This window comes from Gallibacter sp. Marseille-QA0791 (genome assembly GCF_965119705.1).
GTDB lineage: Bacteria > Bacillota > Clostridia > Peptostreptococcales > Anaerovoracaceae > Lentihominibacter > Lentihominibacter excrementipullorum.
The window spans coordinates 1,446,861-1,461,654 of record NZ_CBCPMH010000001.1 but is presented as its reverse complement, the minus strand read 5'-3'; the positions used below and the strand labels follow the sequence as shown (position 1 = coordinate 1,461,654).

Genomic DNA, 14,794 nt, shown 5'->3' with positions numbered 1-14,794 from the left:
CAAGGAGGTGAAGCACGTGAAGACGACAATAGAGCCTATCGTATATTCGCAGCAGGATGCAGCGAAGGCGCTGAAATGTAATGTGGACGCAGTCCGTGACAAGTTAATGCGCGGCGAGATTCCAGCCTACAAGGATGGTACCTATTGGAAAATCCCAAAGACTCTCTTGCAAGCCTACGTCGAAAATGAGGCCATAAGGGAAGCAAAGGAAAGGAGGAAGGCGCATGAAAAGATACAGGATAAGAAAGTATAGTCCGGCATGGTGGCTGCTGGGAATGGCTGCGATAGTGGCCTTCGTGGCATACATGTCGATACCGAGCACGATTGAATTTTGGAGGTGAAATGATGACGAACAGAGAGAAGTACCTAGATGAAATTCTGGCAGCAATGTCGTGGGGGAAGTTTGGCGGCGAAATACGCTGCTGTCAGAATAATGATTGTGATGATTGCGATTTTATGGCCGGGATACATAACTGCGATAGAGAGAAATTGAACTGGCTGCAAGCCGAGGCCGATAAAAAGCCGGAAGTCGACTGGAGTAAGGTGCCGGTGGATACGCCGGTGTGGGTACGAGATCGTGATGGTAACACATGGAGACCGCGGTATTTTGCCAGATACGAAAATGGTCTGATATATACATGGGCTAACGGGGCGACAAGCTGGAGCGGTGATGGTATTGGGACATATTGGAATCAGGCGAAATTAGCAGAGGGGGATGACAATGGGAATAACCGAGGAAACGAGGCTTGAAAGCTACTTGCAAAGACCGGCCACTAGGGCACAGGATATCCTGCGATTTATGGGACACGACGCCATGACGGCCCGGCAGATAGCCCATGGCATGGGGTATACGGACCTAAACGCCGTAAAACCACGGCTGAGCGAGATGAAAGAAGCTGGAACGGTGAAGGTGATCGGCAAAGCATACGACAATGTGACAAAGAGGAAGGTAGCCGTATATAAGGCAACCGGAAAGGATGGAAAATGATTAAGATAAGCGATGAATGTGTGCATATAGAGGGAATGATGCTAGATGTAATTTTAGACCTTGCAAGAGCTATCGCCGCAGTGCACAAATCCGCCGAGGCTACGTACGACAAGGAATTTTCAGACGAAGCTGTTGTTCTTGCAGGCAGGATAGCGGAGTTTGCGTGGGGTGAACACAGCGATGATGAGATAGATGAGACGCTTTCGCTGCATGTAAAGGAACTTGAAAGGATTGCTGACGAATGCATAGAAAGGAAGAAGGTAAATGATAAGTGATGCAGCATTAAACGACTATTATGGCCGCGATTATTACGGCGAAGGACATGACTACATGGATGGGCCGTACTGGGCGGATGATGATTTGGAGGAAGACGAATAATGCCCGCTGCACAGAGGCAAGCGAGCACTAAAACAACCACTTATAAAGTATCACAGTTTATTAAGAAAATCAATGGAGGGAATTATGGCAGAGAAAAAGAATGCAGTTATGAAAGCTGAAAAGAATATTACGGACGTTGTCTTGAATAAGGTGGCAGGATTTGCACAGGTTGGTGAACTGGTGCTGCCGCAGGACTATAGCGCAGAGAACGCCTTGAAGGCCGCATGGTTAGCGTTGCAAGGCGTTGAAGACAAGCGCGGAAATAAGGCACTTAAGATTTGTTCTCAGCCGAGCATAGCAAATAGTCTTTTGGATATGGTTGTACAGGGGCTTAACCCGGCAAAGAAGCAGTGCTATTTCATAGTGTATGGCAAGGAGCTTACACTGCAGCGATCTTACATGGGTACTGTAGCTGTAGCTAAAAGGTTTTCAGGAGTTAAAGAGGTTCACGCACAAGTGGTATATGAGGGTGATGAGTTTGAATATGAGATAGATCCAATGACCGCAAATATCAGAATAACAAAGCACACGCAAAATTTAAACAATATAGACATCAGCAAGATCAGGGCGGTTTATGCAGTAGTTATCAAGGAAGATGAAACGCCGTATGTGGAGATCATGACGATGGAACAGGTCAAAAAGGCGTGGAATCAGGGGGCAAATAAAGGCGGAAGTCCCGCTCATAAGAATTTCACGGAGGAAATGGCTAAAAAGACCGTAATCAACAGGGCTTGCAAGCTCTTCGTGAACACCACGACCGATAGCGCCCTGCTGGTCGATGCTTTCAATAGAGTGACAAGTAATGATTATAAGCGTGACGATGAACCGGAGGTTATCGACGTTGATGAGAATGAGATAAAGAGCGTGGCTGAGGCGGCCGTATTTGGCGATGCGACGGAAGAAGAGACTGATATTGATGGGATCGTCGACGAGGAAGAAAAAACTGTTGATGAAGGACCTGAGAGCAGTGAGCCTAATGATGATAAGCAGGAGGTAGAGACTGCCGAACAGGTGGCTATAGGAGATGTGATAAATGAGTAATTTTGTACTTACGGACGATAATTATTATTCACAGGAAGCGAACGAGCATTATCTCTCTTGTTCGCAGTATGAAGAATTTTTAGATTGCGAAGCCGCCGCTCTTGCACATGCGCAGGGGCGGTGGGCACCCCCGGAGACAGACGCCTTCTTTCTGGGGAAATACTTCCATTCATATTTCGAGGGACCGGACGCGTTTGAAGCCTTTTGCGAAGAGCCTGAAAACTTCAACAAGATATATAAAACAAAGGTGACCAAAGCAAGGGGGCTCGAGATCACAGGCAAGTATTCGAACATTGAAAAAATAGATGCCATGATAAAGGCGGCCGAAGAAGACAAGGCTATAAGGCGTTTGATTGCCATGGAAGGAGAAACAGAAGTTTCTATGACAGGCAAGCTATTTGGCAGATACCCGTGGAAGGTGCGCCTGGATAAGTGGATTCCTAAAATGGACCTCATAATCGACTGGAAAACCGTAGCGGACATAAGAGGGCTGCAATACAACACAGAGCTGGGGCGGCGTGCAACGTTTATAGAAAATTATAGATATATGTTCAGAGCGGCGGTATATACAGAGATATACAAGGAATTTACCGGAAGCAATGCGACACCGCTTTTCTGGCTGGTATGTGTTTCTAAGCAGGACCCGCCAGACAAGGAGATAATTAACTTGACGCACCAACAACGATATGATCTGGAACTGGAAAAGGTTCAGGAAAAAATCCATAGGATACAGTCTATAAAGGACGGTAAGGTGCCTCCTAAAAGGTGTGGGCATTGTGCGTATTGCAGGACGACCAAAAAGCTCGAAAGAGCGATAGATTATTGGGAACTTGAACCAGACTATGGCGTAAGCGCAGAGACGGAGGACATCTATGGCATTGACGCAGAAATATAAAGGTGGACTTGGCTGCGAAAGATGCGGAGAGGTAATAAAGTGGGTGCGACTTATGAGCGGTATGTGGATTGCGGTACAGCCCGAACCGGTTCTATTTATTCCCGGAGAAGGGAAGCGAATGCTGGTAGAATATCGCAATTACGATGCCGAAATGATAAGGAATTGCCTCATATATGAGCGAGGCAAAAACATGGACACATCAAAGGTTGTGAAAGGCTACATGCCACACGCTTTTGTATGTCCGGGCAGATAATTAATGCTGTAGGGCGTAGGCAGAGAGCAGAGTTTAAGAACAGACCGCTCATGATGTTATCTATGATTTACCTGTCTGCGCTTTACATAGAAAAACGAGGCTGACTATGGATGGATACATAAAACTTCATAGAAAAATGACCGAGTGGGAATGGTATTCAGACTCGAATACAAAAACTGTTTTTCTTCACCTGTTGTTAGAGGCAAATTTTAAACCTACAAAATATCGGGGTGTGGAGCTTGAGGCAGGCCAGCTTGTAGTAACGCAAGAGGCGTTGGCGATGAAACTGGGCTTATCCAGGCAAAATGTAAGGACGGCGATAGAGCACTTAAAATCAACCAAGGAAATAACCACGCGTAAAGAGAAGGGTATAACCGTCACAACCATTGAAAATTGGGCGATGTACCAAGGCGGCGAAGGAATTGAAAAATCCGAATCAACCAAAGAGCTAACCATCGACCAACCAACGACTAACCAACGATTAACCAAGCAACAGAAGAAGAAAGAAAAGAATGTAAAGAATAATAATATATATATTATGCCCGCCCTGGGCGAGTTTGGAAACGTGTACCTAACGGAGGAAGAACTGGAAAAGCTAAAAGAGCGATTCCCATATGACTGGCAGGTCAGAATCGAGAGATTATCGGAGTACGTGGCAAGCAAGGGCAAACGGTATAAAAGCCATTACGCCACCATACTAAGCTGGGCAAGAAAGGACGGGAGAAATGCTGAAACAGGCGCAAGTATCAGCCGTGAAAACGCGGGCGGAGCAAGTGAGAAAGAATATAGCGCAGATGGAAGCGGATTCAAGACGTGAAAGCTATGAGGAGCGAATGAGCCTAAAGGAGGAGCTTGTCTATCTGGAAATGATGATTGAAAGGCATAAGGCATATACGGACAAGATAGCAAGAGAGTGTAATCTGGGCAGACGTTTTGCAAGCAGGACGTTTTCGAGCTTCAAAGTTGATGGCAATGAAGCTGCATTTTACAAATCCATGAGCTATGTTGAGCATTTTGAGGAGACAGAGGGTCGGGGGCTGATTTTTATCGGACGTGCAGGAACGGGAAAGACACATCTTGCCGCTGCCATAATAAATTACCTGATTTACGAAAAAAGTATTCCAGCAATGTTCGTAACAGCGATTGAACTATTTGGACTTTTGCGAGATTTTGATAATCAGGGCGAGCGGCTGAAACGAATAAAGACTGTGCCGCTGCTGGTGATAGACGACCTTGGCAAAGAAAAAATAACTGACTGGAACAGGGAAAAGCTGTTTGAAATAATAAATGCTCGGTATGAGGACTATTTGCCCGTGATAATAACGACCAACGACACGACTACAGAGCTTGAACGCAACGTGGGAGAGGCTATATATTCAAGGCTTTGCGAAATGTGCAACCTTGTCGTGATGAGTGGCCGGGACTACAGGAGGCAGCCATGAAAAATAGTCTGACGAACATCGCCGGGAGGGCTGAGGCGCTGGGCATGTATCCGGTACAAAGCGAAATGAGAGGGGTTTTATATATCTACAACGACGGCGAGTACGCTATTGTTACGCCGGACTTTGTCTGGCGGATGCCAGCCAAAAAGCTAAAGAAGGTTTTGCGGGAGCTTGCTGGAATCGTGCAGGACGTGGAGGATTTAAAGGACATGGAGGTGAGGTCGTGAAGGAATGTAAGGGCTGCAAGGACAGACACCCAGCCTGCCAAGATAGCTGCGAGAGATTTCTTGCGGCAAGGAAAAAGAAGCGGGAGAGGGATAAGAAAATACGAGCTGCCAAGAACGCAGATGACCTCGCCACGAACACAGTAATAAGGCTCGGAGAAGCTCGGAGGCGGAAATATGCCAAATAACGGCCGGATAACGCTTTGCCCGTACTATCGGGATGAGAAGAATTTAAGCATATCCTGCGAGGATACATATAGGCGATTTCGCTGGCCAGCGCAAAAGAAGAGATGGCTGGATACATATTGTGACAAGGCGTGGGAAGAATGCCCCTATGCACAGGAATTGGATAGGCTCTATGAGCAGATGGGAGGGAAGATGGACGAGAGAGAAAAATTAGAACATGATCTTAAGGCCAAGGAAAAGGAACTTAGGAAAATCAGCGCCATGATGGGAAAACTCGAAAAGCGCGAAAGAGAGAAGGATGAGAAGATACGCAGGCTGCAAAAGGAGCGTAACGCGCTCGAATCCTTGTACATAAAAGTCCGAAAGGAGCTTGAGTTGAGTAATAGGTCGCGCAAAAGGGTCGCCGAAGAAAACGCAGGTTTGTCGCAATGGTACGCAGGGGTTATCGCATATCTGGTAAGCGAGTTTGTAGGTGGAAGCCTTTCCCTGAGAGATGCTTATGCGTGGCTGGAAAGGTATGAATATAAGATTTCCGAGAATACAACAAAGGACGTTTGGGAGGTTACTACAAGGGAGGTGAAGGACAATGAACATGAATCTGGAGGACCTGCCGCCGAAGATGCGGGAGCAGGCTGAACGGAAATTGGCGGATTTGAGCCGGGGAAAGTCGCCAGTTGATAAACTGGTCGATTTCGACCAGAAAAGCGGCTCAAGGTCCGACAAATGTCTCACAGGGGCATCTCAGGACAAGGGGTCTCGTCGCAAATACGGAAATAAGACATGTGAGGTAAACGGAGTGCAGTTTGACAGCAAGAAAGAAGCTCGCAGATATGAAGAGCTTATGGGGCTTCTGCAAGCAGGCTGGATAACAGATTTAAAGCTGCAGCACCACTTTACGCTGGCGGAGGCATTCAAGATGCCGGATGGCACACCGATTCGGAAGATGGAATATATCGCAGATTTCACCTATACGGATGGTGAAGGCAGGTTTATTGTTGAGGATGTGAAGTCAGAGGCTACAAGGAAAAATCCTGTATATGCAATAAAGAAAAAGCTGATGGCGCATGAAGGATATAAGATTACGGAGGTGTAAGGATGAAAATTGATTTAAAAGACGTGGCAGGCGGAGCCGTGCAGGAAAAATTCGCGCATAGTTTCGAAAAGGTTATGGAGAACATGCAGGATGTGAACACGCCATACAAGGACAAGCGGCAGATAATTATAACGATGACGTTTGTACAGAATGAGCAGAGGGACAACGTTGTTGCTGACATATCCGTGAAAGAGAAGTTAGCTGCCCAAGGCGGCTTGACCACGCAGTTTGCAGTCGGGAGGGACCTGCGAAGCGGAGAGGTGATCGCCGAAGAATACGGAAAGCAGCTTCGGGGACAGATAAGCATGGAAGAGACTGAGAAAATTGACACGGAGACGGGCGAAGTTATTGATATGAGAAAGGTTAAGGGTGAATGAAATGATTAGAAAAGCATTGGAGTACATAGTTGGGCTGGGCGAAGCGAACGTAAAGGAATATGTTTTACCAGATGGAGAGAAGGGCCTGTATTCGGACAAGCCTCTGCAGAGGCTTGAAACGCCGGTCCCGGTGGCGGAGAAGTTATATCTACACACACTTACGGGGCTGGTGGATTACATAAAATCCGGCGCAGATAAGTTTGCGGACAAGATGATCGTAGAGGTACAGTCTCCTACAAATGTGCATTTGTATTCTAAATTAAACGAAAAGAGATGTCGTGAATATCTGATAGAGGTAGATGCGATGGTGCCGGAGTTTGGTTTCGATAGATTTTACGAGCAGGAGAATTTTTGCATAGCGTTGCAGTCTAAATTTGTCCCAAATGAGGACAGGGAGCTGCTGCTCAAATTTGCCGGTACAGTAGAAGCTGGTACGGTTGCACAATACGGGGACGATGGCGTAACACAGAAAGCGACGATAAAAACGGGACTGACCAGTAAAGGAGAGGCGCTTATCCCGAATCCAGTGGTACTTAAGCCCTACAGAACGTTCCTGGAGGTTGATCAACCGGAGTCGGCGTTTATATTCCGAATGAAGGAAGGATGCGGAGTGGAATGCGCGATTTTCGAGGCAGACGGTGGCACATGGCAGATAGAAGCGATGCAAAACGTAAAAGCATATCTGGAAAAAGAATTGAAAGGAATGAAAAGGTTTACAGTAATCGCATAGGAGGTAAGCATGAGGATACAACTGGATGACCACCATTTTCTCAACACAGACAGCTTCTGCTGCTGGATAACACGCGAGAAGCCGAATAAAGACGGCAAGGTGAATCCAAGAAACATGAGCGGGTATTATCCGACGTTTACCGGAGCGGTAGAAAGCTACATAGAGCGGCGGATAAAAACGTCGGAGGCAACGGAAATTGCCGAACTGAAAAACGAAATAGAGGCGCTGAAAACAGAAGTAAGAGGCTGGGAGGAAAACAGGAAGTGATGAACAAGCTGAGAATGTGGCTGATAAAGAAACTGGGTGGAACGATATGGATACCAACATACGAAAAATACCCAGTTGAGAGGGTTATTGGAGTCGCAAGCTATTACAGCAAGAGCCCCAAAGAAATTGAAGCGGCAAAACTGTTAGTGGCTTGCGAAATTGCACGTGAAATGTTAAGGGAAGGTAAGATAGATTTCAGGTTGAAGGAATCAGACGCCTTCACAACAGCACCATATGAATTGATAGGAGAAGTATGCGTGGTACAAAGAGAGGATGAGGGACGACATGAAAAACAAGGATAACCTAATCCGCGCCGCCGTTACCGTATTCGCCGCCGTGGCAGTCGTTACTGCCTTCTGGATCGGGCTGGGAGTAGGAACCCGGCCCGTGGAGATAGCGGCCCCGGAACCAGCGAAAAACAGCGGGAGGGTATATAGCACGGAAATCTGGGACACCGGAGAGGTGCGGATTGTAACGGAGCAGGGGTACATAAACCAACTTTCGGAGCACACAGTGGTGGTTACGGACAGAAGTTTGGATGATGTGCCGCAGGAAATTTTGGATAGTATGGACGTGGTGAGATGAGAGTATTGGTAGCGTGCGAAGAAAGCCAGGCCGTCTGTAAAGCGTTTAGGGAGTTAGGACATGAGGCATACAGCTGTGATATAGAACCGTGCTCTGGCGGGCATCCTGAATGGCATATACAGGCGGATGCAATAGAACTACTAAAAATGAAATGGGATATGATATTGGCGTTTCCGCCATGCACATATCTTAGCAATGCGGGAGCGAGACACCTATTCAAGGGCGGAAAGCTAAACGAAGAAAGATACCGGAAAGGCTTACAGGCAAAAACATTTTTCTTACAATTTTTAAATGCGAACTGTCCTAGAATATGTGTCGAAAATCCTGTATCAAGCAAGATTTATCAAATGCCGAAGCATACGCAAGAAATTCAACCGTATCAATTCGGGCACCCAGTACAAAAGAAAACCCGGCTGTGGCTTAAGGGGCTGCCGCTTCTGAAACCGACAGCAATAATTGATTATAAATGCGGTTGCCATGAAGCAGGAACGTGGTTCATGAAAGGCGGTAAAGACAGACAAAAAAATAGAAGTAAAACGTTTCCCGGGATCGCCCGGGCGATGGCTGAACAATGGGGAGGTAAAGCATGATAGACGAAAAAAAGCTGAGGATGTGGTTATATGATAGGGCAATTAAACATTAATGGAATGGATAAGGTGGAGACAGCCATACAACGGTTGCAGACATTCGAACCACCAGAAGGGTACTATTTGGCGTTCAGCGGCGGCAAGGATAGCGTAGTAATAAAGGCGCTGGCCGACATGGCGGGCGTGAAGTACGATGCACACTACAATTTAACCAGCGTAGATCCGCCGGAACTGGTGAGATTCATCAAGGACGAGCATCCCGATGTGATTATAGACATACCAAGAGACAAGGAAGGTAAGCACATAACGATGTGGAATTTAATACCTAAAAAGAAAATGCCGCCAACAAGGTTAGTCAGATATTGTTGCGATAAATTAAAAGAAGGCGGTGGAGAAGGACGGTTTGTAGTGACTGGCGTTAGATGGGCAGAATCAGTAAGGAGAGCAAAAAGTAGGTCAGGATTAGAGATTGATAACGGCGATAAAAGACGAAGCCTTGAAGATCCTGATAATCCTGAAAATGCTAAGATGGCAAGATTTTGTCCGACTAAAGGGGAGCACATTCTAAATCCGATAATAGATTGGGAAGACTCAGAGGTGTGGGAGTTTATACGGGAATACGATGTGCCATACTGCAAATTGTATGACCAGGGGTATAAACGGTTGGGCTGTATAGGTTGCCCGATGTCTGTTAACCAGGCGAAAGAACTAGAGCGGTATCCAAAATACAAACGGGCGTATCTGCGAGCGTTTAAAGAGATGTTGGAAAACCTAGATAAAAAAACCACATGGAAAACGCCAGAAGATGTTATGGAATGGTGGATAGGAGGTTAACATGATAGACGAAAAGAAACGCATAATAGACGTGTGCTGCGGAAGTAAAATGTTTTGGTTTGATAAAGAAAATCCTGACGTTGAATTTTGCGATATCCGTGAGCTTCCGAAAACAGAATACTGCCTCGGCAGATATATAGAGATAAGCCCCGATACAGTGTGTGATTTTACAAATCTGCCCTTTGCAGATAATAGTTTTTGCCTCGCCGTCTTCGACCCACCACATTTAAAGCAGGTAGGGAACAAGGCATTTATGGCCGTAAAATACGGGAAACTCGGAGAGGACTGGGAGACAACGCTTGCGGAAGGATTTAAAGAATGTATGCGCGTGCTAAAACCGAACGGGGTGTTGATTTTCAAGTGGTCGGAGATACAGATACCGCTGTCACAAATATTGTCGCTATTTAGTCAACGGCCTCTTTTTGGAAACAAGCGTCCCCAAAAAAATAACAAAACACATTGGTTGTGCTTCATGAAAGGAGAACAAGCATGATAGACGAAAAAAAGCTGATAGAGGAAATAAGGAAACGCAGGGATTATTGGGAGAGTAAAGCTGCCGAGTATGACGAAGCAGGCCCCAAATATGAATATTCGATGGACATGTGTGACGGCAAGGCAAACGAGCTGACTACGATTTTATCTATTATAGACAAGCAGCCTAAAGTCGGGGAATGGATACCGTGCTCGGAGAGGTTGCCGGAAAATGCAAAACACAGAGGCGCATTCTGTCCTAAGTACCATGTGAAAACTAAATACGGGATAACGGATGGATGGTATAATCCGGACGTGGAGAGCTGGTATTGCTTATTTTGGTTTCTTCTCGGAAGATACGATGAAACCGATATTGACCTTGAAAAAGGCGATAAGCCTAAAGTCATAAGAGTACCTGATGGAACGGGTATAGTAATTGCATGGAAAGAGCCATCGGAGCCATGGAAAGGAGAAAATGAATGAACAGATGTCCAAAGTGCGGAAGACCGATGGTGACTAATATATATTGGAGCTGCGGAAGGGTTTATGTTGAATGGTATTGCTTTAGATGCGGCAAGGCTACCGGCAGTTGCACAACATATAGCACAAGCAGCACGAAGTTAAAGGAGGAAGAGTGATGGACGCAGTTGAATATTTGAAGGCATGGACAAGGATGTGCTATAAGCACAATCCGTATTGCAAAGAATGTCCGATAGGAAAAGAGGTGCATCGACGCAGCAGTTCGTGTAGGACATTCGAAAACGATAATCCCGAAGAAGCAGTCGAAATTATCGAAAAGTGGGCGGCTGAACATCCGAAGAAGACAAGGCAATCGGAGTTTTTGAAGATGTTTCCGAGAATGAGAACAGATGATGGCGTAATTTACATGGACCCTTGCGACGTTGATACGAGTTACAAAAATGAAAACGGGTGCGGCAACATATCGTGCCGTGATTGTAAAGAAAAATACTGGCTTGCGGAGGTGGAATGATGATTATTGGTGGAACTAGAGCAGAGATTGACTTTTCGAGGAAATACTGTGCCCGGTGTAAATTTAACAGGCAATGCTATTCGCGCAGGCAGGCTGGAGACTGTGGGTGCATGGTGTTCGATACCCTGTTTAATAGTGTGGGCAACAAGGAGAATATGAAGGTGAGGATAAAGACAAGAGTCTACATACCAGAATACAAGTCTGACGGAGCTGCGGGAATGGACATAAGGGCCCTGCTCCCGAGGGGCTCTTGCATAATATTTCCCGGCCAGATAGAGCTTATTCCAACAGGGATATCTTTGGAGTTACCAAAGGGATATGAGGCGCAGGTGCGAGCAAGGAGCGGTCTTTCCACAAAGCATGGGATAGGTATAGTAAGCGGCGTGGGGACCATAGACAGTGACTATCGGGGTGAAATAGGCGTGCCACTTATAAATTGGGGCACAGAGCCATTTACAGTAAACGACGGAGACAGGATAGCTCAGCTGGTGGTGGCAAGATGTGAAAAAGTAGAGTTTGTAGTGGTGGACGAGCTTACGGAGACGGAGCGCGGAACCGGAGGGTTTGGAAGCACAGGGAGGTAAAAATGAACAGAAAAGAATGCTTAGAAGCTGCGGGAGTAGCGGTATTGACGGACAGGGAAGCGGATTACGGACCACCAGAAGATACTTTCGCAAACATAGCGGATCTATGGAGCGGATACCTGGGGATGAAGCTAGAGCCGCTGGACGCAGCCAACATGATGATACTGCTTAAAGTCGCCAGAGCTGCAGGCAGATATAAATGCGATAACTACGTGGATATTGCAGGATACGCAGCCTGCGCAGCGGAGATAGGAGGGACGCATGAATAGTGTTGTTCTGATCGGGAGGCTGACAAAGGACCCTGAAATGAGATGTGTTTCCGGGAGCCAGATGGCGGTAGCGACATTTACGGTCGCTATCGACCGCCCCGTGAAAAAGGATGCTGAGAAAAAGACGGACTTTCCGCGGGTAACCGTGTTCGGCAGGCAAGCTGAAAACTGTGAAAGATACCTGGCAAAAGGAAGGCTTGTTGGTATTCAGGGAAGGATACAGACGGGAAGCTATACCAATAAAGACGGATATACGGTCTACACAACGGACGTGGTGGCTGACAGAGTGGAATTTCTGGAATATGGAGACAGGAAGCAGTCGGGTGGAGCAGAAGCGCCGCCACCAGATATGGAGCCTCCAGAAGGGTTCCAGCAGATGACAGACGATGATATACCGTTTTAGAGGGTGCTTGGCAATGCCCAAAGAATAGTATTTCATAATATTATGTATGTGAGTATGTATATATATAAATAATATAATATATATAATAGTCTTCTGGTAATTTACCATGGACATACATAGGGGAGAGAAAATAGGTCTCTTTTCTGTATCTTAATGGATATGGAAAGGAGGCCTGTTTTTTATGGCAAAACAGAAGAGTGGTAAGGCTGGGAAAAAAGGCCTCACGGATAAACAGAAACGCTTCTGCGATGAATATTTGATAGATTGCAATGCCACACAGGCTGCGATACGGGCGGGGTATTCAAGGAGGACGGCATATAGGACGGGGTGCGACCTTCTCAAAAAACATCATGTCCGCGCATACATAGATAAACGCATGGCCGAAAAGGAATCCGAGCTGATAGCCACGCAGGATGAGGTCTTGAGGTATCTCACGTCCGTTCTGCGGGGCGAAAGCGAGGCGGAAGACCTTGCGGTCGAGGGAATAGGAAAAGGCTTCTCAAAGGCAAGAAACGTGCGCAAGGCACCGTCCGAGATGGACAGGCTGAAAGCTGCGGAGCAGCTATCTAAGTGCTATGGGCTGTACACAGACAGAGAGAAAATGGCCATCGAGCGCGAGAAGCTGGCCATAGAAAAAGAGCGTCTGGAGCTGGAAAAGCAGAGGAATAATGTGGCGAGCGGCGATGAGGATCAGTATGGCGTTGTGGTTCTTGCTCCGATTTTGGAAGAGGGTGACGACAATGCGTAATGTTATCTGGGAGCCGCAGCCGCAGCAGAGAAAATTTATGGAGAGGCCGGAGTTTGAGTGTCTGTACGGTGGAGCTGCAGGCGGCGGGAAAAGCGATGCGCTTGTTGCGGAGGCCCTGCGGCAGATACACATACCGCATTACAAGGGGCTCATTATCAGGCGGACTTATCCACAGCTTTCGGAGCTGATAGATAAGAGCTTGCTACTTTATCCACGGGCTGTGCGTGGCGCAAGATACAACACTACAACGCATACGTGGACGTTTCCCACAGGTAGCAAGATTGTATTCGGGAGCATGAACAGAAAGCAAGACAGGATTAACTACCAAGGTAAGGCATACGATTTTGTCGGATTCGACGAACTGACACACTTTGAATACGACGAGTACACATACCTGTATTCCAGAGCAAGGCCGAACGGACCAGGAACGAGGGTATATATCAGATCCACCACGAACCCGGGAGGAAAAGGACATAACTGGGTAAAGGACAGGTTCATCACAGCAGCACCACCGCTTACGCCGATAAAAGAAAAGGTGGTTATCGACGCGCCGGACGGCGGGAAGATAGAGGTTGTAAGGAAGAGGATATTTGTCCCTGCGACAGTTTTCGACAATAGAAAGCTGCTGGAAAACGACCCGGGGTACATCGCAACGCTGGGCATGATGCCAGAAGCGGAAAAAAGGGCACTTCTTTACGGGGACTGGGACAGTTTCTCCGGGCAGGTGTTCGGGGAATTTACAAACGATCCCGAGCATTACAAAGACAGAAGATGGAGCCACGTAATTGAGCCATTCGAGATACCAGAGTGGTGGAAGATATACCGAGGATTTGACTGGGGTTTTGCGAGGCCTTTTTCCGTGGGGTGGTATGCAGTATCGGATAGAGGTGTTTTGTACCGCATACGGGAGCTGTATGGCTGCACAGGGGAGCCTAACACGGGAGTTAAGTGGCCCGTGGAAGAAGTAGCAGCGAAGATACGTGAGATAGAGACCACAGACCCACAGATAAAGGGACGGCAGATAATCGGCGTCGCTGATCCTGCAATATGGCAGGAAGATGGCGGCCCGTCCATCGCCGAGACCATGAGCCGGGCGAGAGTGTATTTTGATAAAGCAGACCACAACCGCATCGCCGGAAAGATGCAGTGCCATTACAGGCTCACGTTCGATGATGAAGGCCGGAGCATGTTCTATGTGTTTAACACCTGCAAGCACTTCATCCGCTGCATACCGGCACTGATATACAGCGAAACGGATGTGGAAGACATAGACACAACGCAGGAAGACCACAATTACGATGAATGGCGGTATGTCTGCATGGCAAGGCCGATAAAGCCGAGAAAGCCGGCTGAAAAAGACCCGCTCGCTGGCAGGGCTGTGGATGACCCGCTGAACATGCTACAGGATGCTAAGAGGTATAGAGGCGCACTCAACACGCTGTAAGGGA

28 protein-coding genes are annotated in these 14,794 nt (G+C 47.2%); all 28 read left to right on the top strand.

Annotated elements, in window-relative coordinates; all coding sequences use genetic code 11:
• Positions 1 to 16 precede the first annotated feature (16 nt).
• Complete coding sequence (locus ACQY69_RS06850) at positions 17 to 253, top strand: excisionase family DNA-binding protein (RefSeq protein WP_428259680.1); 237 nt, start codon at positions 17 to 19, stop codon at positions 251 to 253.
• 89 nt (positions 254 to 342) lie between these two features.
• The gene (locus ACQY69_RS06845) at positions 343 to 750 is read left to right on the top strand and encodes a hypothetical protein (RefSeq protein ID WP_428259679.1); all 408 of its coding nucleotides are present in this window, start codon (positions 343 to 345) and stop codon (positions 748 to 750) included.
• Entirely contained in the window at positions 722 to 988 is a 267-nt protein-coding gene (locus ACQY69_RS06840; protein WP_428259677.1) for a DNA gyrase, read from the top strand. The genes ACQY69_RS06845 and ACQY69_RS06840 overlap by 29 nt, the downstream gene beginning before the upstream one ends.
• The gene (locus ACQY69_RS06835) at positions 985 to 1,263 is read left to right on the top strand and encodes a hypothetical protein (RefSeq protein ID WP_428259675.1); all 279 of its coding nucleotides are present in this window, start codon (positions 985 to 987) and stop codon (positions 1,261 to 1,263) included. The genes ACQY69_RS06840 and ACQY69_RS06835 overlap by 4 nt, the downstream gene beginning before the upstream one ends.
• 187 nt (positions 1,264 to 1,450) lie before the next feature.
• Complete coding sequence (locus tag ACQY69_RS06830) at positions 1,451 to 2,407, top strand: recombinase RecT (protein WP_428259673.1); 957 nt, start codon at positions 1,451 to 1,453, stop codon at positions 2,405 to 2,407.
• Positions 2,400 to 3,302 carry a PD-(D/E)XK nuclease-like domain-containing protein gene (locus ACQY69_RS06825; protein WP_428259671.1) on the top strand — a complete coding sequence of 301 codons (903 nt, stop codon included), beginning with the start codon at positions 2,400 to 2,402 and terminating at the stop codon, positions 3,300 to 3,302. The genes ACQY69_RS06830 and ACQY69_RS06825 overlap by 8 nt, the downstream gene beginning before the upstream one ends.
• Positions 3,280 to 3,555 (top strand): hypothetical protein, encoded by a 276-nt coding sequence (locus tag ACQY69_RS06820; protein ID WP_428259669.1) that lies wholly within the window; start codon positions 3,280 to 3,282, stop codon positions 3,553 to 3,555. The genes ACQY69_RS06825 and ACQY69_RS06820 overlap by 23 nt, the downstream gene beginning before the upstream one ends.
• Positions 3,556 to 3,661: 106 nt before the next feature.
• Positions 3,662 to 4,372: a hypothetical protein gene (locus tag ACQY69_RS06815; RefSeq protein ID WP_428259668.1), complete on the top strand. Its 711-nt coding sequence runs from the start codon at positions 3,662 to 3,664 to the stop codon at positions 4,370 to 4,372.
• Positions 4,329 to 4,997, top strand: coding sequence for an ATP-binding protein (locus ACQY69_RS06810; protein ID WP_428259666.1), 669 nt, complete (start codon positions 4,329 to 4,331; stop codon positions 4,995 to 4,997). The genes ACQY69_RS06815 and ACQY69_RS06810 overlap by 44 nt, the downstream gene beginning before the upstream one ends.
• Positions 4,994 to 5,224, top strand: coding sequence for a hypothetical protein (locus ACQY69_RS06805; protein WP_428259665.1), 231 nt, complete (start codon positions 4,994 to 4,996; stop codon positions 5,222 to 5,224). Before ACQY69_RS06810 ends, ACQY69_RS06805 begins: the two co-directional genes overlap by 4 nt.
• Positions 5,221 to 5,409, top strand: coding sequence for a hypothetical protein (locus tag ACQY69_RS06800; protein WP_428259664.1), 189 nt, complete (start codon positions 5,221 to 5,223; stop codon positions 5,407 to 5,409). Before ACQY69_RS06805 ends, ACQY69_RS06800 begins: the two co-directional genes overlap by 4 nt.
• 190 nt (positions 5,410 to 5,599) lie before the next feature.
• On the top strand, positions 5,600 to 6,043 hold the full coding sequence (locus ACQY69_RS06795) for a hypothetical protein (protein WP_428259663.1): 444 nt from the start codon (positions 5,600 to 5,602) through the stop codon (positions 6,041 to 6,043).
• On the top strand, positions 5,994 to 6,500 hold the full coding sequence (locus ACQY69_RS06790) for a DUF1064 domain-containing protein (protein ID WP_428259662.1): 507 nt from the start codon (positions 5,994 to 5,996) through the stop codon (positions 6,498 to 6,500). The genes ACQY69_RS06795 and ACQY69_RS06790 overlap by 50 nt, the downstream gene beginning before the upstream one ends.
• Before the next feature lie 2 nt (positions 6,501 to 6,502).
• Positions 6,503 to 6,877, top strand: a complete 375-nt coding sequence (locus ACQY69_RS06785) for a hypothetical protein (protein ID WP_428259660.1) — start codon at positions 6,503 to 6,505, stop codon at positions 6,875 to 6,877.
• A gap of 1 nt (position 6,878) precedes the next feature.
• Positions 6,879 to 7,607, top strand: a complete 729-nt coding sequence (locus ACQY69_RS06780; protein WP_428259658.1) for a hypothetical protein — start codon at positions 6,879 to 6,881, stop codon at positions 7,605 to 7,607.
• Positions 7,608 to 7,616: 9 nt separating this feature from the next.
• Positions 7,617 to 7,874 (top strand): hypothetical protein, encoded by a 258-nt coding sequence (locus ACQY69_RS06775; protein ID WP_428259656.1) that lies wholly within the window; start codon positions 7,617 to 7,619, stop codon positions 7,872 to 7,874.
• Positions 7,874 to 8,176, top strand: a complete 303-nt coding sequence (locus ACQY69_RS06770; protein WP_428259654.1) for a hypothetical protein — start codon at positions 7,874 to 7,876, stop codon at positions 8,174 to 8,176. The genes ACQY69_RS06775 and ACQY69_RS06770 overlap by 1 nt, the downstream gene beginning before the upstream one ends.
• Positions 8,160 to 8,459 (top strand): hypothetical protein, encoded by a 300-nt coding sequence (locus ACQY69_RS06765; protein ID WP_428259652.1) that lies wholly within the window; start codon positions 8,160 to 8,162, stop codon positions 8,457 to 8,459. Before ACQY69_RS06770 ends, ACQY69_RS06765 begins: the two co-directional genes overlap by 17 nt.
• On the top strand, positions 8,456 to 9,049 hold the full coding sequence (locus tag ACQY69_RS06760; RefSeq protein ID WP_428259651.1) for a DNA cytosine methyltransferase: 594 nt from the start codon (positions 8,456 to 8,458) through the stop codon (positions 9,047 to 9,049). The genes ACQY69_RS06765 and ACQY69_RS06760 overlap by 4 nt, the downstream gene beginning before the upstream one ends.
• Positions 9,050 to 9,079: 30 nt before the next feature.
• On the top strand, positions 9,080 to 9,880 hold the full coding sequence (locus ACQY69_RS06755; protein ID WP_428259649.1) for a phosphoadenosine phosphosulfate reductase family protein: 801 nt from the start codon (positions 9,080 to 9,082) through the stop codon (positions 9,878 to 9,880).
• A 1-nt stretch (position 9,881) separates the two neighbouring features.
• Positions 9,882 to 10,373 carry an SAM-dependent methyltransferase gene (locus ACQY69_RS06750; protein ID WP_428259647.1) on the top strand — a complete coding sequence of 164 codons (492 nt, stop codon included), beginning with the start codon at positions 9,882 to 9,884 and terminating at the stop codon, positions 10,371 to 10,373.
• Complete coding sequence (locus tag ACQY69_RS06745; RefSeq protein WP_428259645.1) at positions 10,370 to 10,834, top strand: hypothetical protein; 465 nt, start codon at positions 10,370 to 10,372, stop codon at positions 10,832 to 10,834. The genes ACQY69_RS06750 and ACQY69_RS06745 overlap by 4 nt, the downstream gene beginning before the upstream one ends.
• A gap of 154 nt (positions 10,835 to 10,988) precedes the next feature.
• Complete coding sequence (locus ACQY69_RS06740; protein ID WP_428259643.1) at positions 10,989 to 11,342, top strand: hypothetical protein; 354 nt, start codon at positions 10,989 to 10,991, stop codon at positions 11,340 to 11,342.
• Positions 11,343 to 11,497: 155 nt separating this feature from the next.
• Positions 11,498 to 11,926, top strand: a complete 429-nt coding sequence (gene dut / locus ACQY69_RS06735) for a dUTP diphosphatase (RefSeq protein ID WP_428261030.1) — start codon at positions 11,498 to 11,500, stop codon at positions 11,924 to 11,926.
• 2 nt (positions 11,927 to 11,928) lie between these two features.
• On the top strand, positions 11,929 to 12,195 hold the full coding sequence (locus ACQY69_RS06730; protein WP_428259642.1) for a DUF6378 domain-containing protein: 267 nt from the start codon (positions 11,929 to 11,931) through the stop codon (positions 12,193 to 12,195).
• Positions 12,188 to 12,598, top strand: a complete 411-nt coding sequence (locus tag ACQY69_RS06725) for a single-stranded DNA-binding protein (RefSeq protein ID WP_428259640.1) — start codon at positions 12,188 to 12,190, stop codon at positions 12,596 to 12,598. Before ACQY69_RS06730 ends, ACQY69_RS06725 begins: the two co-directional genes overlap by 8 nt.
• A 181-nt stretch (positions 12,599 to 12,779) precedes the next feature.
• Positions 12,780 to 13,346, top strand: a complete 567-nt coding sequence (locus ACQY69_RS06720) for a terminase small subunit (RefSeq protein WP_428259639.1) — start codon at positions 12,780 to 12,782, stop codon at positions 13,344 to 13,346.
• Positions 13,339 to 14,790 carry a phage terminase large subunit gene (locus ACQY69_RS06715; protein WP_428259637.1) on the top strand — a complete coding sequence of 484 codons (1,452 nt, stop codon included), beginning with the start codon at positions 13,339 to 13,341 and terminating at the stop codon, positions 14,788 to 14,790. The genes ACQY69_RS06720 and ACQY69_RS06715 overlap by 8 nt, the downstream gene beginning before the upstream one ends.
• The last annotated feature ends 4 nt before the right edge of the window (positions 14,791 to 14,794 follow it).